The organism is Pseudomonas sp. W2I6, from assembly GCF_030815935.1.
Taxonomy (GTDB): domain Bacteria; phylum Pseudomonadota; class Gammaproteobacteria; order Pseudomonadales; family Pseudomonadaceae; genus Aquipseudomonas.
This window is the reverse complement of sequence record NZ_JAUSXJ010000001.1, coordinates 5,399,761-5,426,307: the sequence shown is the minus strand read 5'-3', so window position 1 is coordinate 5,426,307 and position 26,547 is coordinate 5,399,761. Positions and strand designations below refer to the sequence as shown.

Annotated in this window: 20 protein-coding genes and 1 pseudogene; 14 read left to right on the top strand and 7 right to left on the bottom strand. The window is 61.2% G+C overall.

Annotated features, from left to right (window positions below; translation table 11 throughout):
* Nucleotides 1-29: 29 nt before the first annotated feature.
* The 4 genes from QF039_RS25095 to QF039_RS25080 all read left to right on the top strand — a co-directional run bounded on the left by QF039_RS25095 (nt 30) and on the right by QF039_RS25080 (nt 4,279).
* Complete coding sequence (locus tag QF039_RS25095) at nt 30-482, top strand: DUF4879 domain-containing protein (protein WP_008436632.1); 453 nt, start codon at nt 30-32, stop codon at nt 480-482.
* Between the two features lie 106 nt (nt 483-588).
* Nucleotides 589-1,113 carry a (2Fe-2S)-binding protein gene (locus tag QF039_RS25090; protein ID WP_003215562.1) on the top strand — a complete coding sequence of 175 codons (525 nt, stop codon included), beginning with the start codon at nt 589-591 and terminating at the stop codon, nt 1,111-1,113.
* On the top strand, nt 1,110-2,099 hold the full coding sequence (locus QF039_RS25085; protein WP_307521239.1) for a xanthine dehydrogenase family protein subunit M: 990 nt from the start codon (nt 1,110-1,112) through the stop codon (nt 2,097-2,099). The genes QF039_RS25090 and QF039_RS25085 overlap by 4 nt, the downstream gene beginning before the upstream one ends.
* Nucleotides 2,096-4,279, top strand: coding sequence for a xanthine dehydrogenase family protein molybdopterin-binding subunit (locus tag QF039_RS25080; protein ID WP_307521237.1), 2,184 nt, complete (start codon nt 2,096-2,098; stop codon nt 4,277-4,279). Before QF039_RS25085 ends, QF039_RS25080 begins: the two co-directional genes overlap by 4 nt.
* Here the strand turns inward: QF039_RS25080 and QF039_RS25075 are convergent.
* Nucleotides 4,276-5,517 (bottom strand): MFS transporter, encoded by a 1,242-nt coding sequence (locus QF039_RS25075; RefSeq protein WP_063026986.1) that lies wholly within the window; start codon nt 5,515-5,517, stop codon nt 4,276-4,278. The genes QF039_RS25080 and QF039_RS25075 overlap by 4 nt on opposite strands.
* A 1,207-nt stretch (nt 5,518-6,724) precedes the next feature.
* Here QF039_RS25075 and QF039_RS25070 point away from each other — a divergent pair.
* The 3 genes from QF039_RS25070 to QF039_RS25060 are packed head-to-tail and all read left to right on the top strand — an operon-like array spanning nt 6,725 to nt 9,355.
* Nucleotides 6,725-8,164, top strand: a complete 1,440-nt coding sequence (locus QF039_RS25070) for a cytochrome ubiquinol oxidase subunit I (RefSeq protein WP_008432808.1) — start codon at nt 6,725-6,727, stop codon at nt 8,162-8,164.
* A gap of 3 nt (nt 8,165-8,167) precedes the next feature.
* Nucleotides 8,168-9,175, top strand: coding sequence for a cytochrome d ubiquinol oxidase subunit II (cydB, locus tag QF039_RS25065; RefSeq protein ID WP_008432810.1), 1,008 nt, complete (start codon nt 8,168-8,170; stop codon nt 9,173-9,175).
* Between the two features lie 12 nt (nt 9,176-9,187).
* Nucleotides 9,188-9,355: a DUF2474 domain-containing protein gene (locus QF039_RS25060; RefSeq protein WP_003215809.1), complete on the top strand. Its 168-nt coding sequence runs from the start codon at nt 9,188-9,190 to the stop codon at nt 9,353-9,355.
* A 41-nt stretch (nt 9,356-9,396) separates the two neighbouring features.
* On the opposite strand, the gene QF039_RS25055 is transcribed toward QF039_RS25060, so the two are convergent.
* Complete coding sequence (locus QF039_RS25055; protein ID WP_003215811.1) at nt 9,397-10,521, bottom strand: methyltransferase; 1,125 nt, start codon at nt 10,519-10,521, stop codon at nt 9,397-9,399.
* 128 nt (nt 10,522-10,649) lie between these two features.
* Nucleotides 10,650-11,360, bottom strand: a complete 711-nt coding sequence (locus QF039_RS25050) for a LuxR family transcriptional regulator (protein ID WP_003215813.1) — start codon at nt 11,358-11,360, stop codon at nt 10,650-10,652.
* 405 nt (nt 11,361-11,765) lie between these two features.
* Between QF039_RS25050 and QF039_RS25045 the strand changes: the two genes are divergently transcribed.
* Nucleotides 11,766-12,542 carry a ferredoxin--NADP reductase gene (locus QF039_RS25045; RefSeq protein WP_008432814.1) on the top strand — a complete coding sequence of 259 codons (777 nt, stop codon included), beginning with the start codon at nt 11,766-11,768 and terminating at the stop codon, nt 12,540-12,542.
* Nucleotides 12,543-12,582: 40 nt separating this feature from the next.
* On the opposite strand, the gene mscL is transcribed toward QF039_RS25045, so the two are convergent.
* Nucleotides 12,583-12,999, bottom strand: coding sequence for a large-conductance mechanosensitive channel protein MscL (mscL, locus tag QF039_RS25040; RefSeq protein ID WP_003215816.1), 417 nt, complete (start codon nt 12,997-12,999; stop codon nt 12,583-12,585).
* 286 nt (nt 13,000-13,285) lie between these two features.
* Between mscL and QF039_RS25035 the strand changes: the two genes are divergently transcribed.
* From QF039_RS25035 to radA, 3 genes are all read left to right on the top strand, one after another.
* Nucleotides 13,286-14,827 carry a catalase gene (locus QF039_RS25035; protein ID WP_307521230.1) on the top strand — a complete coding sequence of 514 codons (1,542 nt, stop codon included), beginning with the start codon at nt 13,286-13,288 and terminating at the stop codon, nt 14,825-14,827.
* A gap of 105 nt (nt 14,828-14,932) precedes the next feature.
* The gene (locus QF039_RS25030; protein ID WP_307521228.1) at nt 14,933-15,472 is read left to right on the top strand and encodes an ankyrin repeat domain-containing protein; all 540 of its coding nucleotides are present in this window, start codon (nt 14,933-14,935) and stop codon (nt 15,470-15,472) included.
* Nucleotides 15,473-15,507: 35 nt separating this feature from the next.
* The gene (gene radA, locus QF039_RS25025; protein ID WP_003215821.1) at nt 15,508-16,875 is read left to right on the top strand and encodes a DNA repair protein RadA; all 1,368 of its coding nucleotides are present in this window, start codon (nt 15,508-15,510) and stop codon (nt 16,873-16,875) included.
* Between the two features lie 115 nt (nt 16,876-16,990).
* Here the strand turns inward: radA and QF039_RS25020 are convergent, their stop codons facing one another.
* A complete protein-coding gene (locus QF039_RS25020) occupies nt 16,991-17,359 on the bottom strand; it encodes a PilZ domain-containing protein (protein WP_307521225.1) in 369 nt (122 codons plus the stop codon).
* Between the two features lie 173 nt (nt 17,360-17,532).
* Here QF039_RS25020 and QF039_RS25015 point away from each other — a divergent pair, with 173 nt between their 5' ends.
* The 3 genes from QF039_RS25015 to yjiA all read left to right on the top strand — a co-directional run bounded on the left by QF039_RS25015 (nt 17,533) and on the right by yjiA (nt 20,919).
* Complete coding sequence (locus QF039_RS25015) at nt 17,533-19,599, top strand: carbon starvation CstA family protein (protein WP_003215826.1); 2,067 nt, start codon at nt 17,533-17,535, stop codon at nt 19,597-19,599.
* Between the two features lie 15 nt (nt 19,600-19,614).
* Nucleotides 19,615-19,812 carry a YbdD/YjiX family protein gene (locus tag QF039_RS25010; RefSeq protein ID WP_003176208.1) on the top strand — a complete coding sequence of 66 codons (198 nt, stop codon included), beginning with the start codon at nt 19,615-19,617 and terminating at the stop codon, nt 19,810-19,812.
* A 147-nt stretch (nt 19,813-19,959) separates the two neighbouring features.
* Nucleotides 19,960-20,919 (top strand): GTPase, encoded by a 960-nt coding sequence (gene yjiA / locus QF039_RS25005; RefSeq protein WP_177021862.1) that lies wholly within the window; start codon nt 19,960-19,962, stop codon nt 20,917-20,919.
* 197 nt (nt 20,920-21,116) lie between these two features.
* On the opposite strand, the pseudogene glyA reads toward yjiA, so the two are convergent.
* Both glyA and QF039_RS24995 read right to left on the bottom strand, forming a co-directional pair.
* Nucleotides 21,117-22,371, bottom strand: a pseudogene (glyA, locus tag QF039_RS25000) (serine hydroxymethyltransferase).
* 241 nt (nt 22,372-22,612) lie between these two features.
* A complete protein-coding gene (locus tag QF039_RS24995; RefSeq protein WP_307521222.1) occupies nt 22,613-26,464 on the bottom strand; it encodes a bifunctional diguanylate cyclase/phosphodiesterase in 3,852 nt (1,283 codons plus the stop codon).
* Between the last annotated feature and the right edge of the window lie 83 nt (nt 26,465-26,547).

The following is a 26,547-nucleotide window of genomic DNA, read 5'->3' as shown; positions in this document are numbered from 1 at the left end:
CCGACGTTTATTACAGGGTCATCGACAGCATGAAAAAAGCCAGCGCCTGGAGTCTAGCTCTGTTCGGTTGCATTGGCCTGTGGCTCGGTGCGGCACCGGCGTGGGGCGCGCCTGCACCGGCGTTGAGCGAGGTGCGGGTATTCAAGGTTCAGTCGGCCAAGTGCACTGAAACCATTCCCGAGCGGGCCGACAGCACCCAGATGTGCACGCATCGCGGGCAGACACTGGTGTACGTGATGGAAGTCGGCCTGGGCAACAGCCCACAGGCATTTTTCGACGGCGCGTCGGTGCCCCGTATCAGCACCACCGCCATCTGCCAGGTGGGTTCCATCAGCCAGCCATGCAGCGGCGCGGGAACGTTGATGGGCTACATCTATACGTTCCAGCTGGATAATGTCGAAGCCGGCGGCACGTTCCAGTACAGCAACACCTCGATCAACCCACCGCGCAACCAGTTGGTCACCACCCTCGGCATTCGCTGATCGCCACCCATCAATTGCCTTGAACGCTCATAAACTCCGGAAGTCGGACCGCTAAGACGGCGACTTTTCTGAACGCCGCGATTGCACACCAATCCGTGAGGTGTTTATGAGCGCAACCCCCAATGGCGCGGCGGCCAAGCCGTTCGTCAGTCATCCGATACGCCTGACCCTCAATCGGGACCCCATCCAACTGGATGTATTGCCCTGGACCACCCTGCTGGACCTGCTGCGCGAGCAACTGGACCTGACGGGCACCAAGAAGGGCTGCGACCACGGCCAGTGCGGCGCCTGCACCGTGTTGCTCAACGGTAAACGGGTGAACGCCTGCCTGACCCTGGCGGTGATGTGCGACGGTGCCGAGTTGACCACCATCGAAGGCCTGGCCTCGGGCGACGACCTGCACCCGATGCAACAGGCCTTTATCAAGCACGATGCCTTCCAGTGTGGCTACTGCACGCCGGGGCAAATCTGCTCGGCGGTGGGCCTGGCCCGTGAAGGCCGCGCCCACGACACCGCGCAGATCCAGGAACTGATGAGCGGCAACCTGTGCCGCTGCGGCGCCTACAACAACATCCGCGATGCCATCGAAGAAGCCTTGCCGGCGTGCCGCGTGCAGGGAGGTGAGCAATGAATCCCTTCCATTACAGCAAGCCGGCCGACGTGCAGGAGGCGGTGCACCTGGTCAGCCCGGCGTCGCGGTTTATCGCCGGTGGCACCAACCTGCTGGACCTGATGAAAGAGAACATCAGCAGCCCGGAGCACCTGATTGATATCACCGGGCTGCCACTTCGTGACGTGGAAGAAACTCCCGGGGGCGGCTTGATGATCGGTGCCCTGGTGAGCAACGCCGACCTGGCCTGGCACCCGCTGATCGAGGAACGTTACCCGCTGCTGTCCCAGGCCATCCTCGCCGGCGCCTCGCCGCAATTGCGCAATATGGCCAGTACCGGCGGCAACCTGCTGCAACGCACCCGTTGCTACTACTTCTATGACGCTGCCGTGCCCTGCAACAAACGCGAGCCCGGCAGCGGTTGCCCGGCGCGGGTCGGTTTGAACCGCATCCACGCGATCCTCGGCGCCAGTGACCAGTGCGTTGCCACCCATCCTTCGGACATGTGCGTGGCCCTGGCCGCCCTGGATGCGCGGGTGCATGTGCAGGGCCGGGGTGGTGCGCGGGTCATCGAGTTCGCCGACTTCCACCGGCTGCCGGGCGATGCGCCCCAGCGGGATAACCAGTTGGCCGACGACGAACTGATCACCGCCATCGAGTTGCCTGCCGACCACCTGGCTGCCCACAGTCACTATCTGAAAATCCGTGACCGGGCTTCCTACGCCTTCGCCCTGGTATCCGTCGCGGCGGCGCTGGAGCTGGATGGCGATGTGATCGTCGACGCTCGCCTGGCCCTGGGCGGCGTCGCCCACAAGCCATGGCGTGATCGCGCGGTGGAAGCCGCGCTGATCGGCCAGTCCGTCAGCCGCGAAACTTTCAGCACTGCCGCCGAAACCCTGCTGCTGGACGCCGAGCCGCTGGAGCACAACGGCTTCAAGATCAAACTGGCACGCCGCGCGATCATTCGCGCCCTGAGCGATGCCGCTGTTGCAGGAGCCACGTCATGAGCGCAATCGGCAAACCGTTGGACCGGGTCGACGGTCTGCTCAAGGTCACCGGGCAAGCGCGCTATGCCGGTGAGTTTCCCGAGGATGGCTTGCTGCACGGCAGCGTGGTGTCGAGCAACATCGCCAAGGGCCGGGTCATCCGCATTGATGCGTCCCAAGCCCTGGCGCTGCCCGGTGTGGTGATGGTGCTTGATCACCTCAACCGCCCGAAACTGGCCAGCTACGACGACAGCTACGCCGATGCCGATGCTGCCGACGGCTCGCCGTTTCGCCCGCTGTACAACGACCGCGTGCTCTACAGCGGCCAGCCGTTGGCATTGGTGATCGCCGACAACCTGGAGCTGGCGCGCCACGCCGGTTCCCTGGTGCAGATCGAATACGCCGCCGAGCCTGCCGAGACCGATCTGCTGGCCTTGCAGGAGCAGGCGCACCCGTCGCCGCAAACACCGCCCAAGCCGCGCGGCAACTTCCAGGCCGAATGGACCGGCGCCGCCACGAGCCTGGATCTGCACTACAGCACGCCCATCGAACACCATAACCCCATGGAACCCCACGCCAGTACCGTGCTGTATCAGCCGGACGGCACCCTGCATATCCACGACAAGACCCAGGGCCCGCAGAACTGCCAGGCCTATGTGCAGAAAGTCTTCGGCCTGGATAAAAGCCAGGTGCGGATCTTCGCCGCGTTCGTCGGCGGCGCCTTTGGTTCCGGTCTGCGCCCGCAGTACCAGTTGCCGCTGGCAGTGATGGCATCGCTGGCCCTGAAGCGTTCGGTGCGCGTCACCCTCACGCGCCAGCAGATGTTCACCTTCGGTTATCGCCCGCGCACCTTGCAGCGCCTGCAACTGGGTGCTGCCGCCAATGGCCGCTTGCTTGCCCTGGGCCACACCGCCATCGGCCAGACCTCGCGCTTCGAGGACTTCAGCGAACACGTGGTGGAATGGAGCGGCATGCTTTATCACTGCGATAACGTGCTGCTGACCTACAAGCTGGTGCCGCTGGACGTGTTCACACCGCTGGACATGCGCGCCCCCGGCGCAGCGCTGGGGGTGATCGGCCTGGAATGCGCGATGGATGAACTGGCCTGCGCCCTGGGCATCGACCCGGTGCAATTGCGGCTGATCAACTATGCCGAGCGCAATCAGAACGAAGACAAGCCCTGGTCCAGCAAAGCGTTGCGCGAATGCTACAGCGAAGGTGCCGAGCGTTTTGGCTGGAGCCAGCGCAACCCGGAGCCGCGAAGCATGCGCGATGGTCGCCAACTGGTTGGTTGGGGCATGGCCGGCGGGGTGTGGGAGGCCCTGCAAATGAAAGCCAGCGCCAAGGCGCGGATCGACCACCTGGGCAAGCTCACGGTCAGCAGCGCCACCACCGATATCGGCACCGGCACCTACACGGTCATGGCGCAGATCGCCGCCCAGGCCAGCGGCGTGCCGGTAGGCGATGTGACGTTCCTGCTGGGGGATTCATCGCTGCCGACGGCGCCATTGCAGGGCGGCTCGTTTACCGTGTCGTCGGTGGGCAGTGCGGTGCAACAGGCCTGTGAAGCGTTGAACGCCAAGCTGTTGGACATTGCGCGCAAGACGTACCCGGCGTTCAAAGACGCTGAGTCGGCGCGGTTTGAGAATGGCCAGCTGCACGCCGGTGACCAGCGCATCTCCCTGGCGCAATTGGTGCAAGACAGCGGCGAGCAGGCGCTGGAAGTGCAGGTGGATTGCGAGCCGGGCAAACAGCGCGAAGGCTATGCCTCTGCCACGCATTCGGCGGTGTTTGTCGAAGTGCGGGTGGATGAGGACCTGGGCACCATCAAGGTCAGCCGGGTGGTCAGTGCGATTGCGGCCGGGCGGGTGGTCAATCCGAAGATGGCCCGTAGCCAGATTCTCGGCGGTGTGGTCTGGGGCATCGGCATGGCGTTGCATGAGGAGACCCAGGTCGACCACGCATTGGGTCGCTCCATGAACCACAGCCTGGCCGAATACCACATTCCGGTAAACGCGGATATCGGCGAGATTGATGTGCTGTTTGTCGAAGAACACGACGAGATCGTCAACGCCCTTGGGTCCAAGGGCGTCGGCGAGATCGGGATTGTCGGGGTGGCGGCGGCGGTGGCCAACGCGGTGTATCACGCCACCGGCAAGCGGGTGCGGGACTTTCCCGTCACCCTCGACAAGGTCTTCTAAACCTTGGCGGGTTCTTCCACCGGCACATGCATGCGGTCGCGGTTGGCCAGGGTCGGGAACAGTTTGATCCAGACCCCGGTCACCACCAGCGTGCCGATGCCGCCCATGACCACGGCGGGCACGGTGCCGAACCAGTGGGCGGTGATCCCGGACTCGAACTCGCCCAACTGATTCGACGCGCCGATAAACAGCCCGTTGACCGCGCTGACCCGGCCGCGCATTTCGTCCGGGGTTTCCAGTTGCACGAACGAGGCGCGGATCACCATGCTGATCATGTCCGCTGCGCCCAATACCACCAGCACCGCCAGGGAGAACCAGAACGAGGTCGACAGGCCGAACGCGATGGTGGCTACGCCAAACACCCCGACTGCCGTAAACATGATCCGCCCCACATGCCGGTCGACGGCAAACCGCGCCAGCCACAACGACATCAACAACGCCCCGACCGCTGGCGCCGAGCGCAGCAGCCCAAGGCCCCACGGCCCGGTCAGCAAAATGTCCTTGGCGAACACCGGCAGCAAGGCCGTGGCGCCGCCCAGCAGTACGGCGAACAGGTCCAGGGAAATCGCGCCGAGGATGTCCGGCCGACTGCGGATAAAACGAATCCCGGCCAGCAACGAATCCATGGTCGCCTTGGCCTTGTTCAGCGGCGTCTGGCGCGCGGGCAGGTTGAGGGTCAACACGCAGGCGATCAGGTACAGCACCACCGTGGGGCCGTACACCCAGACACTGCCAAAGGCGTACAGCAGACCGCCCAGCGCCGGCGCCACGATGGTGGCCAATTGCTGCGCCGACTGCGACGACGCCACGGCGCGGGGGAACAGTGCCGTGGGCACGATGCTCGGCAGCAGGGCCTGGGTGGTGGGCATTTCAAACGAGCGGGCTGCGCCCAGCAGGAATGCCAGGATAAAAATCATCTCGCGGGTGACATTGCCGGTCAGCCCGCCGATTGCCAGGGACAGCGCGATCAACGCCTGTACGGTCTGGCAGATGGCCGCTACCTTGCGCCGTTCATAGCGGTCGGCCACATGGCCGGTGTGCAGCATGAACAGCACCCGCGGTACGAACTCCACCAGGCCGACCAAACCCAGGTCCAGCACGTTGCCGGTCAGTTGGTAGAGGTTCCAGCCGATGGCCACGGTGAGCATCTGGAAACCGCTGGCGGTAAAGATCCGCGCCAGCCAGAACGCGATGAAAGGGCGGTGGTGACGTAACAGCAGCGCGGGTTCACTGGGCATCGGGGAGACGGGTCTGGGTGGGGGAACGGTGAGGTTATCACCAACTTGTAACCAATAGTTGCGTAGGAGGGTTGGGCGGGGGATATGGGCAGCTGATTGGGTACATATCCGTTGCTGCGGTAACGGCCGCTTATGGTTCCGCTCTTACAGCGGGTCACTTTTGGCAAACGCCCCAAAAGTAACCAAAAGGTCTTTGCCCCACCACTCGGTGCCTCGCTTAGGCTCGGCATGCCCGCACTCCGGCCCGATTCCGCGGGCCGCCGCGACGGGCCATCCATGGCCCGGCGCGGCTAAATCGGCATCCTTGCCGATTTACCCGCTCCACCGTGCCTACTTGCGGCCATCGTGGTTGACGGGGCGCCTAAGATCAAAATCAAAAGCAGATCAAAAGCAGAGCACAGCGGCCTACCGGCCGGCTTGAGTGTTTAACAGCCAGATCAAAAGCCAGAGCGAATGCAGATCTGCTTTTCTGTGGGAGCTGGCTTGCCTGCGATGCATACACCTCGGTACATCAGGCACACCCGGTTGATGCCATCGCAGGCAAGCCAGCTCCTACATTTGAACCGTGCCCGCTTTAGATTTTGATTTGGCTTTTGCTCTTCAACACTCAAGCCGGCCGGTAGGCCGCTGTGCTCTTGATCTGCTTTTGATCTTGATCTTGGGCGCCCCGTTAAACCACGCTGGCCGAACGCAGGCTTTGGAGCGTGGGTAACCCGGCAGGACGCCGGGTTAGCCGTCCTGGGCCAAGGATGGCCCATGACGGCGGCCCACGGTCCAAAGCCGGAGTGAGGGCACACCGAGCCTAAGCGAGGTGCCGAGTGGTGGGGCAAGAGCGTTTTGCTTACTTTGCGCTGTTCAAAAGTGAGCCGCTGTAAGAGCGGAACCAATACCAGCCATCACCCAAATAACGGATATACACCCAAAACACGCCCAATCTCACCAAAGACAACACCCAGTGACCACTGAGGCAACCTGTCACGCGGCAAAAGACCACGCCTTGCTCTCGCGAAAATGGGACTACTCTTTCAGCAATGCTTGACCCAGATCAAAACCTTCGCCGGGATTGCTCTGGCGGCCGCAAGGCCAGAATCCCTGCGTGGTTGGTTATAAAAAGAAACGAATTTGAATTCGCCACACTCCATATCCGTGGGGGCAGTGGGTGCAGGCCTCCAGCCAGCATTCGGTATTACCTGACAGAGGAAGACTTATGTTCGGTTTGGAGGCGCTAGATCTCGCCCGAATTCAATTCGCGTTCACCATCTCATTCCATATCCTGTTCCCGGCCATCACCATCGGCCTGGCCAGTTACCTTGCGGTGCTGGAAGGCCTGTGGCTCAAGACCCACAACGACACCTACCGTGACCTCTACCATTTCTGGTCGAAGATCTTTGCCGTCAACTTCGGCATGGGCGTGGTCTCCGGCCTGGTCATGGCCTATCAATTCGGCACCAACTGGAGCCGCTTCTCGGACTTCGCCGGCGCCGTCACCGGGCCGTTGCTGACCTATGAAGTACTCACGGCGTTCTTCCTCGAAGCCGGTTTCCTGGGGGTCATGCTGTTCGGCTGGAACAAGGTCGGGCGCAAGCTGCACTTCTTTGCCACGGTGATGGTAGCCGTCGGCACGCTGATCTCGACCTTCTGGATTCTCGCCTCCAACAGCTGGATGCAGACACCACAAGGCTTTGAAATCATTGATGGCCGGGTGATTCCCACCGACTGGCTGGCCGTGATTTTCAACCCGTCGTTCCCCTACCGCCTGATGCACATGGCCACGGCCGCGTTCGTCGCTACCGCGTTCTTCGTCGGCTCCTCGGCGGCCTGGCACTTGCTGCGCGGCAAGGACAACCCGGCGATCCGCACCATGCTGTCGATGGCGATGTGGATGGCGCTGATTGTCGCGCCGATCCAGGCGGTCATCGGTGACTTCCATGGCCTGAATACTCTCAAGCATCAGCCGGCGAAGATCGCCGCGATTGAAGGCCACTGGGAAAATATCGGCAACGAGCCCACGCCGTTGATCCTGTTCGGCTGGCCGGACATGAAGGCTGAAAAAACCAAGTTCGCGGTGGAAATCCCGTACCTGGGCAGCCTGATCCTGACCCACTCCCTGGACAAGCAGGTGCCGGCCCTCAAGGAGTTCCCGCCTGAGGATCGTCCGAATTCGACCATCGTGTTCTGGTCGTTCCGGGTCATGGTAGGCCTGGGCTTCCTGATGATCTTCACCGGCCTGTTCAGCCTCTGGCTGCGCCGTGGCGACAAGATGTACACGTCCAAGCCGTTCCTGTACCTGGCGCTGTGGATGGGCCCGTCCGGCCTGATCGCGATTCTCGCCGGCTGGTTCACCACCGAAATCGGCCGGCAGCCGTGGGTGGTCTACGGGCTGATGCGCACGGCGGACGCTTCGTCCAATCACAGCTTTGCGCAGATGAGCATTACGTTGGTGTTGTTTGTGGTGGTGTACTTCGCGCTGTTCGGCGCGGGCCTGGGCTACATGATGCGCCTGGTGCGCAAAGGGCCTGTGACCCACGAAAGCACCGAGCCCACCCACGGTGGCCCTGGGCAGAAACGCACACCGGCGCGTCCGTTGTCGGCGGCTGATGACAGTGCCGATGCCGATCACGGCGACACCTTGAACAAGGGGAACTGAGCCATGGGTATTGATCTTCCGCTGATCTGGGCCGTGATCATCATCTTCGGCATCATGATGTACGTGGTCATGGATGGCTTCGACCTGGGGATCGGCATTCTCTTCCCGTTCATTCCGGGCAAGACCGACCGTGACGTGATGATGAACACCGTCGCCCCCGTGTGGGACGGCAACGAAACCTGGCTGGTACTCGGCGGCGCGGCGTTGTTTGGCGCGTTCCCACTGGCCTATTCGGTGGTGCTCTCGGCGCTGTACCTGCCACTGATGCTGATGCTGATCGGGCTGATCTTTCGCGGCGTGGCGTTTGAGTTCCGCTTCAAGGCCAAGGACGACAAGCGTCACCTGTGGGACAAGGCCTTCATCGGCGGCTCGCTGGCAGCGACGTTCTTCCAGGGCGTGGCGCTGGGGGCGTTCATTGATGGCATCCCGGTGGTCGACCGGCAGTTTGCCGGTGGCTCCCTGGACTGGCTGACGCCGTTCACGATGTTCTGCGGCGTGGCCCTGATCGTGGCGTATGCGCTGCTGGGCTGCACCTGGCTGATCATGAAGACCGAAGGCAGCTTGCAGGAGAAGATGCACAACCTGGCCCGGCCCCTGGCATTCGTGGTGCTGGCGGTGATCGGTATCGTCAGCCTCTGGACGCCGCTGGCCCACCCGGAAATCGCCTCGCGCTGGTTCACCCTGCCGAACCTGTTCTGGTTCCTGCCGGTGCCGATCCTGGTGTTGGTGACCATGTACGGCCTGATTCGCGCCGTGGCCCGCAATGCGCACTACACGCCGTTCCTGCTGACGCTGGTGCTGATCTTCCTTGGCTACAGTGGCTTGGGGATCAGCCTGTGGCCGAACATCATCCCGCCGTCAGTCTCGATCTGGGACGCCGCCGCACCGCCGCAAAGCCAGGGCTTCATGCTGGTGGGCACCCTGTTCATCATCCCGTTCATCCTGGGCTACACCTTCTGGAGCTACTACGTGTTCCGCGGCAAGGTCACCCACGAAGACGGTTATCACTAGGAGGATCGACTCATGTCCGGCAAACCTTCGTTGCACGACATCGAACAGGCCGAGAAAAAGCCGCTCTGGCAGCGCCTGGGCTGGCTGGCGATGATCTGGACCGGCAGCGTCCTGGCCCTGTTCGTGGTGGCCAGCCTGATGCGCATGTTCATGAATGCCGCGGGCCTGACCACCCACTGACATCCCGTTGTAACCATTGCCCTCCTTTATGGAGGGCTTTTTTATTTGCGCGCCTTGAGGACCACGAACTTCGGCGTGGTCGCCACTTGCTCGACGCCGCGGAACAACCGCGCCAACTTGGTGTGATAACCCAAGTGACGGTTGCCGACGATGTACAGGGCGCCGCCCACTACCAAAGCTTCCCGCGCCTGCTGGAACATGCGCCAGGCGAGGAAGTCTCCCACCACTTGCTGCTGGTGGAACGGCGGGTTGCACAGCACCACATCCAGTGACTGCGCTTCCTGATCGGCCAGGCCGTCGCCGGGGCGAATCAGCACGTCACGTTCGCCCAGCGCCGCGCGCCAGTTCTCGGCCGCCGATTGCACCGCCATATAAGACTCGTCGACCAGCGTGTACTGCGCCTCGGGGTTTTGCAGCGCGCTGGCAATCGCCAGGACGCCATTACCGCAACCCAGGTCGGCTACGCGGGCGCCGCCCAGGTTTTGTGGCAGGTGCGGCAGGAAGGCCCGGGTGCCGATATCCAGGCCTTCGCGGCAGAACACGTTGGCGTGGTTGAGCAGTTCGATGGCCGGGGTTTCCAGGCTGTAGCGCGTAGGGTAGGGCGATACGGCGTGTGGCCGATCGGCCAGGGTGGCGATCAGCAGTCGGGCCTTTTTTACCGCCAGTGAGGCGTGCATCGGGCCGATGTAGCGCTCCAGCAGTTCGCCGGCAGCCCGTGGCAGGTGCTTGACCATCGCCCCGGCAATCACTTCGGCGCCGGGTGCCAGTTGACCTTGCAGGCGAATCAGTTGTTCTTCGAGCAGGGCCAGGGTTTTCGGCACGCGGATCAGTACCCGGTCGAACGGCCCGGCAGGTGTCTGGCTGGCGGGCAGGAACGTTACCGCGTCGAAAGCCTTGCCGTTGCGCGCCAGGTTTTTCTCCAGGCCCAGGGCGCCGAGGAACGAGTCACCACTGGAGGTGACCTGCACATGCCCTTCGAGGCTGGCCGCCAGTGCGCCGAAACTGTCGTTGAGCACGAGTACGCGGGTCGCCGTCGTCAGCTGTTGTTCCGCCAGGTAGCTGAGCAAATACTCATCGGCTGCGTCAAACGCTTGCAGCGGGTCGTTGTGCTGTTCTGGCTGACGGATCAGGTCGAGTTGGGCGAAGGGGCTGTCGAGCAGGGGCATGGAGGGGGAGACTCTGGGTAAGCGAACCATCGGGGTGAGCGGCGACGCGAGGCGCATCAGGGGCTCGCGTCATCACCCGGAACTGGCCGCAAATGTTACGTTTTTTTCCCCTGGATTACATGCGGTGTTTAAAACAACCCGCATTTGACTGCCGTGATCACTGCGGCAATCTTGTTACTGACCCCCAGTTTCTTCATCGCACTGCTGATATGGAAGCCGACCGTGCGTTCGGACAGGCACAGGATGGTGGCGATGTCCGAGGCGGTCTTGCCCAAGGCCGACCATTGCAGGATTTCGGTTTCCCGCGGGGTCAATTTGCTGGGCGCTTGCGGGCTGGGATTGTCTGCGTATTTTTTGGCCACCACCGCGTGCATGGCGTGGCAAATCCAGAGCACTTGCCCGGCTTTTTCATAGAGTTCTTCAGGGCCCACTGGGCCGGTGGCACGCCCCAGGCTCAACATGCTGAAAACACCCTGGAAGTCATGAACCGATTGGGTCCATCCGAAATTCAGTCCGTTGGACTGGGCATGGGCCCATAAGTCCGGTACCGAAGAAAAGGTTTTCTCGTCCCATACGATCGGTAGAACCGAGCGTTTGCAATGCGCAACCACAGGGTCGAGATCAAAGTAGTGCTCTTGTCTGTACAGCGTATTCCATTCATTTGAATAGTTGTTGAGGTTGATAGTTTTCGTTTGGTTGTTGGGTAGATGGGAACTAAGGGTGAATGCGCAGTATTGGAAGCCAAGCTCGTAGGTAAGGTTGAGGGCAGCTTCGTACATACTGGTTATTTCGCTTTCCCCTTCGAGTTTGGGCAGGCGAGTGTTGTGCCAGTTGACCATCGGTAACTCTCCATGCGAACGGTTTTTACATGGGGTACTTCCAAGGCCCCCGGTTACAACGTGAAAAAATAGTGTAGGACAACGGCTACAGCTCGGAATAAAAATTTGGTTATGTTCAAGCGGGCGTTAGGCCAATAACATTTGTACAACCTGGCTACGGTGTACAGGTTTCAGGCGTTCGATAAGATTTTTTTCCATTAGTTTTAAGAACTTGCTCTAAATGCGCCTTGTTAGTATTTAGTTACACTCCCTCATCTAATGGCTTGTTGGAAGGCGACTAATAGCCAAATATTTAGTACCGCCCAGCGGTTGCCACAATGGGCAGCGGCAATGCCAGCACAAACCATCGGTGTTTCCAGGCGGCGCTTTGGGGGACACTAGGGGCCTCTGCAAATGGAGTTTCCCATGACGGCCAGTGCTGAAAAATACACCCGCCAGACCCTGCTCGACGTGAAATCGCTGACTCCCAGCCTGTTTACCCTGCGCACTACCCGAGACCCTGGTTTTCGTTTTCGCGCCGGACAATTCGTGCGTCTTGGGGTGACCAAGGCCGATGGCGGCATTGTGTGGCGTGCTTATTCGGTGGTGTCCTCGCCCTTTGATGAATACCTGGACTTCTTTTCCATCGTGGTGCCGGGTGGTGAGTTCACCAGTGAGCTGAGCCGCCTGCGGGAAGGCGATACCTTGCTGGTGGAGCGCCAGGCCACGGGCTTTCTGACCCTGGACCGGTTTGTGGATGGTCGCGATCTGTGGCTGCTGGGCACCGGGACCGGTATTGCGCCGTTTCTCTCGATCCTGCAGGACTTCGAAGTGTGGGAGAAATTCGAGCGGATTATCCTCGTCTATAGTGCCCGCGAAGCAAGGGAGCTGGCTTACCAGTCGTTGATCCATGAACTGGGCGAACGTGAGTACCTGGCAGAATACGCCCACAAGCTCACCTACATTCCCATTGTCACCCGCGAGCAACATCCGGGCGCGCTGAATGGGCGGATTACCACCCTGATCGAGAACGGCGAATTGGAGCGCGCCGCAGGCATCGAGCTGACCCCCGACCATTCCAGGGTGATGATTTGCGGCAATCCGCAGATGATCGACGACACGCGTCAGTTGCTGAAACAGCGCGACATGCAACTGAGCCTGACCCGCCGTCCGGGGCAGGTCGCGGTAGAAAACTACTGGTAAAACAAAGGCGCCCTGCAGGCGCCTTTACTTTTTGCCGAGCTTACTCGGGCTTGCTGTTCTGTGCCTTGAGCAGATCGCGGATCTCCCCCAGCAGCACTTCTTCCTTGGTCGGGACCGGCGGCAGGCTAGGTGCCACGGCCTCTTCACGCTTCAGGCGGTTGATGGCCTTCACGCCCATGAAGATCGCAAACGCAACGATCACAAAGTCGATCACGCTCTGGATGAACTTGCCGTACGCCAGTACGACGGCCGGCGCATCGCCCTGGGCGGCTTTAAGCGTTACGGCCAGGTCGCCGAAGTCGACACCCCCGATCAACAGGCCGATAGGTGGCATCACCACGTCGCCTACAAAGGATGAAACAATTTTGCCGAAGGCGGCGCCGATGATAATACCGACCGCCATGTCGACCACATTACCTTTGACCGCGAAGGCCTTGAACTCACTTAACACGCCCATAGGTTATTCCTTGTTACAGATGAGGAGGTAGAAGCCAGTGTAAGACAGTGTGGCGAGGCTTGCTCGACACAACTGCTAACAGTGTCCGTTTTTATCGACACATTAAATCGCAAATAGTTTGCAAAGTGCCACCAATCGCGCGCGGAATACCCGCTATTTCAGTGGGTTACCACACTATTTTCTTTATCGGGGTGGTACGGCTTTTCTATTTATCTTCTGACTCGCGGGTCACTAGCCTCTGGCAAGCACAACTCAATGTGCACTAAAAAAACCAGAGGATACCTCGATGAAAAACCCTATTAGCCGCGGGCCTATTTCTGCGCGACAGGTGCTGTTTGCAGTGAGCGCCAGTCTTCTTTCGCTGTCCGTACACGCCGCCAACCTCACGCGCGATAATGGCGCGGCGGTCGGTGACAATCAGAACTCGCAAACCGCCGGTGCGAATGGCCCGGTCCTGTTGCAAGACGTGCAACTGATCCAGAAGTTGCAGCGCTTTGATCGCGAGCGTATTCCGGAGCGCGTTGTGCACGCCCGTGGCACCGGCGCTCACGGTACTTTCACCGTCACCGATAACCTCAGCGACCTGACCAAGGCCAAGGTGTTTGCCGCCGGCGAAGCCACGCCGGTATTTGTGCGCTTCTCTGCGGTCGTTCACGGCAACCATTCGCCGGAAACCCTGCGTGACCCGCGCGGCTTCGCCACCAAGTTCTACACCGCCGAAGGTAATTGGGACCTGGTCGGTAATAACTTCCCGACATTCTTTATTCGCGATGCGATCAAGTTTCCGGACATGGTTCACGCCTTTAAACCCGATCCGCGCACTAACCTGGACGATGATTCCCGTCGCTTTGACTTCTTCTCCCATGTTCCGGAGTCCACTCGTACGTTGACCGAGTTGTACTCGGACTCCGGCACTCCAGCCAGTTACCGGGAAATGGACGGTAACGGTGTACATGCCTACAAGTTGATTAACGCCAAGGGCGAAGTGCACTACGTCAAGTTCCACTGGAAGAGCCTGCAAGGCATCAAGAACCTCGATCCTAAACAAGTGACTGAAGTACAGGGCCGTGACTACAGCCATATGACCAATGATTTGGTCACGCACATCAATAAGGGCGACTTCCCCAAGTGGGACCTGTATGTGCAAGTGCTGAAACCGGAAGACTTGGCCAAGTTTGATTTCGACCCGTTGGATGCCACCAAGATCTGGCCGGACGTACCGGAGCGCAAAGTCGGGCAGATGGTGCTGAACCGCAACCCGGCCAACGTCTTCCAGGAAACCGAGCAAGTCGCCATGGCGCCGGCCAACCTGGTGCCGGGCATCGAGCCGTCGGAAGACCGCCTGCTGCAAGGCCGGGTGTTCTCCTATGCCGATACGCAAATGTACCGCCTGGGGCCAAACGCCCTGCAACTGCCGATCAATGCACCCCGGGTGACCGTCAACAACGGCAATCAGGATGGCGCGATGAACTTCGGCAAGACCACCACTGGCGTGAACTACCAGCCAAGCCGCCTGCTGCCACGGGAAGAGCCGCAAACCGCGCGGTACAGCCAGTCGGCCGTGTCGGGCAGTACCCAGCAGGCGAAGATCCAGCGTGAGCAGAACTTCAAGCAGGCCGGCGATCTGTACCGTTCGTTCAACAAGAAAGAGCGTCAGGACTTGATCGACAACTTCGGCGGCTCCCTGGCCACCACCGATGACGAGAGCAAGCACATCATCCTGTCGTTCCTCTACAAGGCGGATCCGGAGTACGGCACCGGCGTGACCAAAGTGGCCAAGGGCGACCTGGCCCGCGTCAAGGCATTGGCCGAAAAGCTGACCGACTAACCGCCCACGCTCCCTGTAGGAGCTGGCTTGCCGGCGATAGCGCCCACAAGTACGCCATCGCCGGCAAGCCGGCTCCTACAGGTGGCACATCACTGAGAATTTGCCATGCGAATCTTAATAGGCGCTGTCCTTGCGTGTTTGTCGTTCAGCGTATTGGCCGAACAAGCTGACTCGGCCGCGCTTAAGGCACAACTGCAGGATTACTACTTCGACGCCGCCCGCCGTGGCGACGTGGACATGCTCAACACCTTCATCGAATCCGGCTATTCGCTGAACACCCAGGATGAAAAAGGCTACACGGCGCTGATTCTCGCCGCCTATCACGGCGAAAGTGCCTACGTGGACCGATTGCTCGCCGCCGGCGCCGATGCCTGCGTGCAGGACAAACGCGGCAACACCGCCTTGATGGGCGCGATCTTCAAGGGTGAGCTGAAAATCGCCCAGCGCCTGCTCGCCACCGACTGCAACCCCGACCAGCGCAACGGCGCCGGACAAACGGCGGCCATGTATGCCGGGCTGTTCAAGCGCGTGGAACTGCTGGATGAACTGAAAGCCAAGGGCGCCGATCTGAATGCCGAAGACCCGATCGGTAACAGCGCTTCACGTTTGGCCAGCGGTGAAATCCGTACCCCGGCGCCGCGCTGAGCTATCATCGCGGTTTTTCGGTTGGAGGTTCTCAAATGGCAAAGGCCAAGCGCATGTATGGCTGCACGGAGTGCGGCGCGACCTTTCCCAAGTGGGCCGGCCAGTGCACGGAATGCGGTGCGTGGAACACCCTGACCGAAACCATGATCGAGAGCGGCGGCGCCGTGGCCCCCAGCGGCCGTTCCGGCTGGACCGGGCAACAAACCCAGATCAAGACCCTGGCCGAAGTCAGCGTCGAAGAAATCCCGCGTTTCTCCACCGCTTCCGGTGAACTGGACCGGGTGCTGGGCGGCGGCCTGGTGGATGGTTCGGTGGTACTGATCGGCGGTGACCCGGGCATCGGTAAATCCACGATCCTGCTGCAAACCCTGTGCAGCATCGCCAGCCGCATGCCGGCGTTGTATGTCACCGGCGAAGAATCCCAGCAGCAGGTGGCCATGCGTGCGCGCCGCCTGGGCTTGCCTCAGGACCAACTGCGGGTGATGACCGAAACCTGCATCGAAAGCATCATCGCCACCGCGCGTCTGGAAAAGCCCAAGGTGATGGTGATCGATTCGATCCAGACGATTTTTACCGAACAACTGCAATCGGCACCGGGTGGCGTGTCCCAGGTGCGGGAAAGTGCCGCGCTGCTGGTGCGCTATGCAAAACAGAGCGGTACGGCGATTTTCCTGGTGGGCCACGTGACGAAAGAAGGCGCGCTGGCCGGCCCACGAGTGCTGGAACACATGGTCGACACCGTGCTGTATTTCGAAGGCGAGTCCGACGGGCGGTTGCGTTTGTTGCGGGCGGTGAAGAACCGTTTTGGCGCAGTCAACGAGCTGGGTGTGTTCGCCATGACTGACCGGGGCTTGAAAGAGGTCTCCAACCCGTCAGCGATTTTTCTTACCCGTGCCCAGGAAGAAGTCCCGGGCAGCGTGGTGATGGCAACGTGGGAAGGCACCCGGCCGATGCTGGTGGAAGTCCAGGCGCTGGTGGACGACAGCCACTTGGCCAACCCGCGTCGTGTCACCCTGGGCCTGGACCAGAACCGGCTGGCGATGTTGCTGGCGGTATTGCACCGCCACGGCGGCATTCCCACCCATGACCAGGACGTGTTCCTCAACGTGGTGGGCGGGGTCAAGGTGCTGGAAACCGCGTCTGACCTGGCGTTGATGGCGGCGGTGATGTCCAGCCTGCGCAACCGGCCGTTGCCCCATGACTTGCTGGTGTTTGGCGAAGTGGGCCTGTCGGGTGAAGTGCGCCCGGTGCCCAGTGGCCAGGAGCGCTTGAAAGAAGCGGCCAAGCATGGCTTCAAGCGGGCCATCGTGCCCAAGGGCAATGCGCCGAAAGAAATGCCACCGGGGCTGCAAGTGATCGGGGTAACGCGCCTGGAGCAGGCGCTGGATGCCCTGTTCGAATAGTCGCCAGCCACACATCCCCCCTGTGGGAGCCGGGCTTGCCCGCGATGGCGGTGTATCAGCTGATTGATATGCAAACTGACACACCGCCATCGCAGGCAAGCCAGCTCCCACATGCTCAGATCTCCAGCAAGGCGGCGAATTCCCGCTCCAGCTCTTCCTGATCGCCCAGGTTCAGCTCGATTATCCGCCGCAGGTGGCTGATGGAGTCGAGGTCGATGTGTTCGCACACAAAGCCGAGCTGCCCATGATCGTCGTGGGTCAGCCGCACCTGCATCTTCACGTCGGTCTCGGCGTCCAGATGAATGTCCACATCGAACGATTCGTAGCGATGGCCGTGCCATTCTTGCGGCCGTTGCACCAGCAAGCCCTTGAGCGACAAATCTACCAATTGCACCGGCCAGACATGGCCGTCTTGCGTGAGCTCGGTCCTGGCATCGAAGGCAATGCGTCGGAAACGGCGTCGGTCTGAAGGCTGTTCGCTCATGGTGAAACCCTCTGTGGATAAAGGAATTGTAGCCGTGCGCCATCATGGGGCGGTTTTTTCTGCTTTTTTTGCCCCGGCAAGGCTCTAGACCAACGTAGGGGGGTGGCCTTTGAGGCCAGTAGCGCTAAACTCGGGATGGCTGTCTTTCTGTCCACCCTGGCTGGAATATAAAAATGAAAAATAATAATAGCCTGCTACGCCATCTACCCTGGCTGCTGCTGGCAATCGTAGGAGCGTGCGCCCTGGGCGTAGTGGCCTTGCGCCGCGGCGAGGCGATCAACGCCTTGTGGATCGTGGTCGCAGCAGTGGCCATTTATCTGGTTGCTTACCGTTACTACAGTCTGTTCATCGCTAACCATGTGATGCAGCTCGATCCACTGCGGGCTACCCCCGCTGTGCTGAACAACGACGGTCTGGACTATGTGCCGACCAACAAACACATCCTTTTTGGTCACCACTTCGCGGCAATCGCCGGCGCAGGGCCTTTGGTCGGCCCGGTACTGGCGGCGCAGATGGGCTACCTGCCCGGCACGTTGTGGCTGATCGCCGGCGTGGTGCTGGCCGGGGCGGTGCAGGACTTCATGGTCCTGTTCCTGTCCACTCGTCGCAACGGCCGTTCCCTGGGGGACATGGTCCGCGAAGAAATGGGCCGTGTGCCCGGGACCATCGCGCTGTTCGGCTGCTTCCTGATCATGATCATCATCCTCGCGGTGCTGGCGCTGATCGTGGTCAAGGCCCTGGCCGAAAGCCCGTGGGGCATCTTCACGGTGATGGCAACCATCCCGATCGCGATGTTCATGGGCATCTACATGCGCTACATCCGCCCGGGCCGCATCGGTGAAATCTCGATTGTCGGCGTGCTGTTGCTGCTGGGTTCGATCTGGCTGGGCGGGCAGATTGCCGCTGACCCGGTGTGGGCCAAGGCCTTCAGCTTCACCGGGATCCAGATCACCTGGATGCTGGTGGGTTATGGCTTCGTGGCTGCCGTGTTGCCGGTGTGGCTGATCCTCGCGCCACGGGACTACCTGTCTACTTTCCTGAAAATCGGCACCATCATCGCCCTGGCGATTGGCATCCTGGTGACCATGCCCGACCTGAAAATGCCGGCGCTGACCCAGTTCATCGATGGCACCGGCCCGGTGTGGAAGGGCGGCCTGTTCCCGTTCCTGTTCATCACCATCGCCTGTGGCGCGGTCTCGGGTTTCCACGCACTGATCTCCTCGGGCACCACGCCCAAGTTGCTGGCCAGTGAAGGGCACGCCCGTTACATCGGCTACGGCGGCATGTTGATGGAGTCGTTCGTGGCCATCATGGCGATGGTTGCCGCTTCGGTGATCGAGCCAGGCGTGTACTTCGCCATGAACAGCCCGGCCGCGATTGTCGGCGGTGACGTGGTGGCTGTGGCGCAAACCGTCAGCAGCTGGGGTTTTGCAATTACCCCGGAAGCGTTGCAGGCGGTGGCCCATGACATTGGTGAGTCCACCATCCTGGCCCGTGCCGGTGGTGCGCCGACCCTGGCGGTGGGTATCGCGCAGATCCTGCACAGCGTCCTGCCGGGTGAAAACACCATGGCGTTCTGGTACCACTTTGCGATCCTGTTCGAAGCGCTGTTCATCCTGACTGCGGTCGACGCCGGTACCCGTGCCGGTCGCTTCATGCTGCAGGATTTGCTCGGCTCCTTCGTGCCGGCGCTCAAGCGTACCGAGTCCTGGACGGCCAACCTGATCGCTACCGCAGGTTGTGTGGCGATGTGGGGTTACCTGCTGTACCAGGGCGTGATCGACCCACTGGGCGGCATCAACACCTTGTGGCCGCTGTTCGGTATCTCCAACCAGATGCTGGCCGGTATCGCGCTGATGCTCGCCACGGTTGTGCTGATCAAAATGAAACGCCAGCGCTACATCTGGGTGACCATGCTGCCAGCCGTATGGCTGCTGATCTGCACCGTGACCGCAGGCTTCATCAAGTTGTTCGACGCCAACCCGGCGATCGGCTTCCTGTCGCTGGCCAAGAAATACAGCGATGCCCTGGCCGGCGGCCAGATCCTCGCACCGGCCAAGAGCATCGACCAGATGCAACATGTGATCTGGAACGCCTACACCAACGCAACGCTGACGGCGCTGTTCCTGTTCGTGGTCTTCAGCATCCTGTTCTATGCGCTCAAGGTCGGCATTGCTGCCTGGGGCAAAAAGGAACGTACGGATAAAGAAGCGCCATACCAGGCCATCCCGGACGCGTGATAGAGGATTGCAATCATGTTCAATGACATCAGTCGCCTCGGTAAATACCTCGGTCAGGCCGCGCGCCTGATGGTCGGCATGCCCGACTACGACACCTACGTCGAGCATATGCAAACCAAACACCCGGACAAACCGATGATGGACTACAAGGCGTTCTTCCGGGAACGCCAGGAAGCCCGTTACGGCGGCAAGGGTGGGCCCAAGTGCTGCTAGCCCGGTAGTTCGGGCTGCGGTGATACCTTGTGGGAGCGGGCTTGCTCGCGAAGGCGGTCTTTCAGTGATGCCTGTGCTGACTGACACGCCGCCTTCGCGAGCAAGCCCGCTCCCACATTTGTTTTGTGTTTCTTCAAGGAGAATTCTTTGTCCTCTCCCATTCCCGTCACCGTCCTCAGCGGCTTCCTCGGCGCTGGCAAGACCACCTTGTTGCGTCACCTGCTCAAGGCCGAGCACGGCTTGAAAATCGCCGTGATCGAGAATGAATTCAGCGACGCCGGTATCGACACCCAACTGCTGGGCAGCGAGCCGGTGCAAGTCATGACCCTGTCCAATGGCTGTGTGTGTTGCACCATCCACACTGACCTGACCAAGGCCCTGTACCTGTTGCTGGAGCGCCTGGACAGCGGCGAGATCGCCTTCGACCGCCTGGTGATCGAGTGCACCGGCCTGGCCGACCCGGCCCCCGTGGCCCAGACCTTTTTCATCGATGAAGAACTGCGCGAGCGCTACATCCTCGACGGCATCATCACCCTGGTGGACGCGGCCCACGCCGAGCACCACCTGACCCAGACCATCGCCCAGGCGCAGATCGGGTTTGCCGACCGCCTGCTGGTGAGCAAGCGCGACCTGGTGGACGATGCCACCTTCGACGCCCTCAGCGAGCGCCTGACTCGTATCAACCGCCGGGCGCCGATTCGTGTGGTGGAACACGGCAAGATCGACCTCGCCGAACTGCTGGATGTGCGCGGCTTCAACCTCAACGCCGGCATGAGCCTGCGCCCGGTGAGCCAGGCGCCGTCCATCGACCGTATTTCCAGCCTGGTGCTGCGCACTGACCAGCCGCTGGATATCGACAAACTCAGCGAGTTCATGAACGAGCTGCTGGAAGACCACGGCAAGCAATTGCTGCGCTACAAAGGCGTGCTGAACATTGCCGGGGAAGACCGGCGCATGGTGTTCCAGGGCGTGCTGAAGCTCTACGGGTTCGACTGGGATACCGAATGGGCCGAAGGCGAGACGCGGGAAAGTGTGATTGTGTTTATTGCTGACGAGTTGCCGGAAGAGAAGATTCGCGAAGGCTTTGCGCGGGTTTACCAATCCTGACTTGAAACGCAGTCAAAATGTGGGAGCGGGCTTGCTCGCGAAAGCGGTGTATCAGTCAGCCCATGCATCAACTGACACAGCGCTTTCGCGAGCAAGCCCGCTCCCACATTTGATGTCATTTCAAATTGAGAAAGCAGCGTTTTCAGGCATAAAAAAGCCCGGCTCAAGAGCCGGGCTTTTCATTCAAGCAACTGCAATCAAGCGCCGTATACCGGCAGCTTCTTGCAGATGGCCTTGACCTTCTCACGAACAGAATCAATCACTGCTTCGTTGTTCAGGTCAGCCAGGATGTCGCAGATCCAGCCAGCCAGTTCCTTGCACTCTGCTTCCTTGAAGCCACGAGTGGTCACAGCCGGGGTGCCGAAGCGCAGGCCGGAGGTGACGAACGGCGAACGTGGGTCGTTCGGTACCGAGTTCTTGTTCACGGTGATGAAGGCTTTGCCCAGAGCGGCGTCAGCGTCTTTACCGGAGATGTCCTGCTTGATCAGCGACAGCAGGAACAGGTGGTTCTCAGTACCGCCGGACACCACGTCAAAACCGCGCTCGATGAACACGCCGGCCATGGCCTTGGCGTTTTTCACCACTTGCTGCTGGTAGGTCTTGAACTCAGGCTGCAGGGCTTCCTTGAAGCAGATCGCTTTGGCGGCGATCACGTGCTCCAGCGGGCCACCCTGGCCGCCCGGGAATACCGCGGAGTTCAGCTTCTTCTCGATCTCGGCGTTGGCGCGAGCCAGGATCAGGCCGCCACGTGGACCGCGCAGGGTCTTGTGGGTGGTGGTGGTCACGACGTCAGCGAACGGCACCGGGTTCGGGTAGACGCCAGCGGCGACCAGACCGCGCCACGTGGGCCATGTCGACGAACAGGTAGGCGCCGACCTTGTCAGCGATTTCGCGGAAGCGTGGGAAATCCAGGATCTGCGAGTAGGCAGAGAAACCGGCCACGATCATTTTTGGCTTGTGCTCAACGGCCAGGCGCTCGACTTCGTCGTAGTCGATCAGGCCGTTGCCGTCGATGCCGTACTGAACGGCGTTGTACAGCTTGCCGGAGGAGGAAACGCTGGCGCCGTGGGTCAGGTGACCGCCGTGGGCCAGGCTCATGCCCAGGATGGTGTCGCCCGCTTGCAGCAGGGCCAGGTACACGGCGCTGTTGGCTTGGGAGCCGGCGTGTGGCTGGACGTTGGCGTAATCGGCGCCGAACAGTTCCTTGGCGCGGTCGATGGCCAGTTGCTCAACGATGTCGACGAACTCGCAACCGCCGTAGTAGCGCTTGCCCGGGTAGCCTTCGGCGTACTTGTTGGTCAGAACCGAACCTTGAGCCTCCATCACGGCGGGGCTGGTGTAGTTTTCCGAAGCGATCAGCTCAATGTGCTCTTCCTGGCGCTGAGCTTCTTGCTCCATGGCGGCAAAGAGATCGGCGTCGTACTTGGCAATAGTCAAATCACGGCTGAACATGGCGGTCCTCAAGGATCGGGGGCAGAAAAGAAGCGCATTCTAACCCAATGGGTTTTAGATGGCATATGAAAGGACATCATGTCGCGGACAAGCGGGGCTCATCTGGGGATAGGTGGTGTTTGTTCGGGCCCCTTCGCGAGCAAGCCCGCTCCCACATTCAATCGGGTTCCTTCAGGTGGAATACGGTCGAATGTGGGAGCGGGCTTGCTCGCGATGAGGCCATGAGCATCACCTGAGGATTTCAATCGAACATGAACAGCGCATCATTGCTGAACTGCGCCTCAAACCGGTTCGCCGGCATCGGTCGCCCGAACAGGTAGCCCTGCACCTCATCGCAACCGTGCTCCCGCAGGAAGTCCAGCTGCTCATGGGTTTCCACACCCTCGGCGATCACCGCCAGGTTCAGGCTGTGGGCCATGGCGATAATCGCCCGGGCAATCTGCGCATCCTGCTCACCCGACGGCAGGCCGTCGACAAAGGTACGGTCGATCTTCAGCACGTCGATGGGGAACTGCTTGAGGTAGTTCAGCGATGAATAACCGGTGCCGAAGTCATCTACCGCGATGCTCAGGCCGAGGTTTTTCAGGCTGGCGAGGATCTGCATCGCTTCGTTGACCTCGCGCATCAGGATACTTTCGGTCAGCTCCAGCTCCAGGCACGCCGGCGGCAGGCCGGTGTCCTTGAGGATGGTGGCGATGCGCTCGCCCAGTTGCCCGTCGGAGAACTGCCGGGCCGAAATGTTGACCGAGACCTTGGGTACCCGCACCTTGTTCTGGTGCCAGGTCTTGAGTTGGCGGCAGGCTTCGCTGATCACCCAGTCACCCACGTCCACCACCAGCCCCAACTCCTCCAGCACCGGGATGAAGTCCCCCGGCGGCACCAGCCCGCGACGCGGATGGCGCCAGCGCAGCAGGGCTTCGGCGCCGGTCAAACGTTTGCCGTCGCCGCTGAACTGCGGCTGGTAATACAGCACGAATTCGTTCTGTTCCAGGGCGTGGCGCAGGTCGCTTTCCAGCTCCAGGCGTTCCAGTGCGCTGGCGTTCATGTCGGCCTGGTAGAACTGGAAGTTGTTCTTGCCCCGCTCCTTGGCGTGGTACATCGCCGTGTCGGCGTTTTTCATCAACTGGCTGAGTTCGTTGCCGTCCTGCGGGCTCAGGGCGATGCCGATACTGGCGGTGACGAAGAACTCGCGGCCCTCCAGCACAAACGGCTTCACCAGGCTGGCCAGAATCTGCTCGGCCACGTGAATCGCCCGGTTCAGCGCCATCTCACGGTTGACCCGCGGTTGCAGCAGCAAGGTGAACTCGTCGCCGCCCATGCGTGCCACGGTGTCGTCTTCGGCGACGCAGCCCAGCAGGCGGGTGGCCATTTCCTTGAGCATGCGGTCGCCGGCGGCGTGGCCCAGGGAGTCGTTGATCGGCTTGAAGCGGTCGAGGTCAAGGAACATCAACACCACCCACGACTTCTGCCGTTCCGCCGATTGCAGCGCGGTGTGCAGGCGGTCCTGGAACAGCGTGCGGTTGGGCAGGTGGGTCAGGGCGTCGTAGTAGGCCAGGCGGTGGATGCGCTGCTCGCTGGCCTTGCGTTCGCTGATGTCACTGAAGAAGCACACGTAGCTGGCCAGGTCGCCTTCGTCATCGAACACGGCAGTAATTCCGACCCAGGCCGGGTAATGCTCGCCGTTGCGGCGCTTGAGCCACACTTCGCCTTCCCAGGTGCTGTGCTGGTGCAATTGCTTGAGCACGTAGCGCAGGTGGGCTTCCTGCTGTTCGTCGACGGTGAGCATGTTCGGCAACTGGTCGAGCACGTCCGCCACCGCATAACCGCTGACCCGGCTGAACGCCTCGTTGGCCTGCACGATGTAGCCGGCCGGGTCGGTGATCAGGATCGCCGAGGTGGAGTGTTCGAATACCGTGGCCGCCATGCGCAGGTCTTTTTCCGCACGGCGCTGCTGGCTGATATCGCGACCCACGCCAAGGATGCCCTCGAACGCGCCGTGTTCGTCCCACACCAGCACCAGGCGCAGTTCGATGGGGATCTTGCGCCCGTCGGCCCGCAGGCAGTCGAACAGGAACAGTTGGGTCTGCACGTCGTTGCGCAAGGCCGCGAGGGATTCGGGTTGGTCCAGGGCGCGGCTGACTTGCTCCACCAGGGAGTAGATACCGGTCAGTTGCTGCGGGTTGGCGATGGTCGATTGCCAGCCGTTTTCGAAGATCCAGTCGACGTCATAGCCCAGCACCGCGTTCACCGAAGGGCTGACGTAGTTGAGGGCCAGCTTGCTGTCGGTGGAGAAGATTACGTCGCTGATGCTTTCCGCCAGCATGCGGTAGCGCTGTTCGCTGTCACGCAGGGATTCACTGGCTTCGATCTGGTCGGTGATGTCCTTGGCGACGCCGATGATGCGCGTCACTTGGTCAGTCTTGTCACGGGCCAGGGCCTGTTCGCGGATGTCGAAGCGCCGCCATTGGTTGTTGCGGTGGCGAAAGCGCAACTGGCACTGCAACTGGCTCAGGTAGCCGGCCTGGCGCTGTTGCAGGCGCAGGTCGTGGTAGCGCTCGGCGTCTTCGGGGTGCAGCAGGATCTCCCAGAAGTACTCGCCCATCTGCTGCAGCTCGGGCTTGTTGTAGCCCAGGGTGTGGCCCAGGTGGTGGTTGCTGAAAATCATCCGCTGGCTGATCACGTCCTGCACATACAGGTGATCGGGCACGGTGCGCACCACGTCCGACCAGAAACTCTCGCGCTCCACCAGTGACAACTCGATCAGCTTGCGGCTGGTGATGTCGCTGATGCTCAGGATCACGGCCTTGAAGTCGTCCTGTTGTTCCGGCAGGCGCATCACCAGCCACAGGTATTGGTCGTTGCCTTCGATATCGCTGAGCTGGATTTCCAGTTCAAGCTGCTTCTGCTGGGTCAGCACCGCGTCGATCACCTGGTTGCCGATGGCGGTCGGGCTCGACGGACAGGCGTCGATCAGGCGCTCCCAGGCCTGCTCGCAAGAAGCGACATTCAGCAGGCGCACCGCCACCTGGTTGACCTCGGTGATGCGCAGTTCCTTGAGCAGTTGCTGGCGCTGTTCCGGGTTGTCTTGCAGCAACTGTTGCAACTGCTCGCGGGTTTGCAGTCGGGATCTATCGAAGAACGCACGCAGGCCCGACAGGTCGAGCACGCACAGGGCCACGCCGGTGCCTTCGAAAATATCCTGGTAGCGCCGGCGGCCCTCGTGCACCTGGCGCTGGCGGCGGCGCATGTTCAGCAGCACGATCACCGGGATCAGCGAGAAGGCCAGGCCCAGCAGGCATTTGCCGATAAAGGCCGGCAGCAGTTGCTCCAGCACGGCGGCGCGGTCGAACAGGCCGCGCAGTTGCCAGTCGCTCTTGCTCAGGGGCGTGACCAGTACACTTTTGTTCAATTCGTCCGGGGTCAACGCGGTGGCCCATTGGGCCGGCATCCCGCTGTCACGGCTGACCACCCGGTGGTTCAGGCGGTTTTCGATGACCCACATCGGGCGCTGGCCCTGGCCATCCTGGCGGGTCAGGTTGGCCAGGTAATTGGGGGCCAGGCGCAAGGCCCAGTACATCTTGGTGCCGCCGCTGGGCTGGTGCAGCAGCAGGTAGATGACGGTGCCGTCGTTGTTGTTGCTCAGGTAATAGGACTGGGCGTGGCTGCGCTTGACCAGTTCTTCGAGCCAGGCGCTGTCCTGGCTGTCGCTGGCGCTGTCACTGATCATCGCGCCGCTGGGGGCGAGCAGGGCGACGCTGCGCAACTCCGGCAAGGAGCGTTGCAAGGTGCGCATCAGGATTTGTTGCTGTTCGGCGTCCCGCGGCGGTTCGACGATCGGCAGCAGGTTCAGCGCGATCTGCGCACTGAGGGCCATGTTCAGGCTGATCTGTTCGGCCAGGTCGGCGCTGTAGTCGATGGTGTATTGCTGCTGGTTTTTCTGGTTTTGCTGCAACTGGTCCAGCAGTTGCCAGAACAATAACGCGAGCAGCAACAGGACCAGCGTCGCCAATGCGCCCTTCAGGGTTCCGTGCAGGGGCGCTCCCGGCGCTATATGAGCGGCGCGCAGGGGAGTTGGCGGCGTTACGTTGGACAAACTGTGATCCTGCGGTTTGGCTGGACTGGCGCGCGACGTGCACTATAAGCCGGACGCCCGGAGGGCGGCTAGCATGCCTTGTG

What these genes read in the sequence shown, in the direction of transcription:
- QF039_RS25075 (WP_063026986.1), bottom strand. Translation starts at nt 5,517, where the DNA reads ATGCCCAGTGAACCCGCGCTGCTGTTACGTCACCACCGCCCTTTCATC.
- QF039_RS25020 (WP_307521225.1), bottom strand. Translation starts at nt 17,359, where the DNA reads ATGAGCGAACAGCCTTCAGACCGACGCCGTTTCCGACGCATTGCCTTC.
- QF039_RS25015 (WP_003215826.1), top strand. Translation starts at nt 17,533, where the DNA reads ATGAAAAATAATAATAGCCTGCTACGCCATCTACCCTGGCTGCTGCTG.
- QF039_RS25090 (WP_003215562.1), top strand. Translation starts at nt 589, where the DNA reads ATGAGCGCAACCCCCAATGGCGCGGCGGCCAAGCCGTTCGTCAGTCAT.
- QF039_RS25035 (WP_307521230.1), top strand. Translation starts at nt 13,286, where the DNA reads ATGAAAAACCCTATTAGCCGCGGGCCTATTTCTGCGCGACAGGTGCTG.
- QF039_RS25010 (WP_003176208.1), top strand. Translation starts at nt 19,615, where the DNA reads ATGTTCAATGACATCAGTCGCCTCGGTAAATACCTCGGTCAGGCCGCG.
- QF039_RS25030 (WP_307521228.1), top strand. Translation starts at nt 14,933, where the DNA reads ATGCGAATCTTAATAGGCGCTGTCCTTGCGTGTTTGTCGTTCAGCGTA.
- QF039_RS25055 (WP_003215811.1), bottom strand. Translation starts at nt 10,521, where the DNA reads ATGCCCCTGCTCGACAGCCCCTTCGCCCAACTCGACCTGATCCGTCAG.
- cydB (WP_008432810.1), top strand. Translation starts at nt 8,168, where the DNA reads ATGGGTATTGATCTTCCGCTGATCTGGGCCGTGATCATCATCTTCGGC.
- QF039_RS25045 (WP_008432814.1), top strand. Translation starts at nt 11,766, where the DNA reads ATGACGGCCAGTGCTGAAAAATACACCCGCCAGACCCTGCTCGACGTG.
- QF039_RS25095 (WP_008436632.1), top strand. Translation starts at nt 30, where the DNA reads ATGAAAAAAGCCAGCGCCTGGAGTCTAGCTCTGTTCGGTTGCATTGGC.
- QF039_RS25050 (WP_003215813.1), bottom strand. Translation starts at nt 11,360, where the DNA reads ATGGTCAACTGGCACAACACTCGCCTGCCCAAACTCGAAGGGGAAAGC.
- radA (WP_003215821.1), top strand. Translation starts at nt 15,508, where the DNA reads ATGGCAAAGGCCAAGCGCATGTATGGCTGCACGGAGTGCGGCGCGACC.
- QF039_RS25060 (WP_003215809.1), top strand. Translation starts at nt 9,188, where the DNA reads ATGTCCGGCAAACCTTCGTTGCACGACATCGAACAGGCCGAGAAAAAG.
- QF039_RS25080 (WP_307521237.1), top strand. Translation starts at nt 2,096, where the DNA reads ATGAGCGCAATCGGCAAACCGTTGGACCGGGTCGACGGTCTGCTCAAG.
- QF039_RS25085 (WP_307521239.1), top strand. Translation starts at nt 1,110, where the DNA reads ATGAATCCCTTCCATTACAGCAAGCCGGCCGACGTGCAGGAGGCGGTG.
- QF039_RS25070 (WP_008432808.1), top strand. Translation starts at nt 6,725, where the DNA reads ATGTTCGGTTTGGAGGCGCTAGATCTCGCCCGAATTCAATTCGCGTTC.
- mscL (WP_003215816.1), bottom strand. Translation starts at nt 12,999, where the DNA reads ATGGGCGTGTTAAGTGAGTTCAAGGCCTTCGCGGTCAAAGGTAATGTG.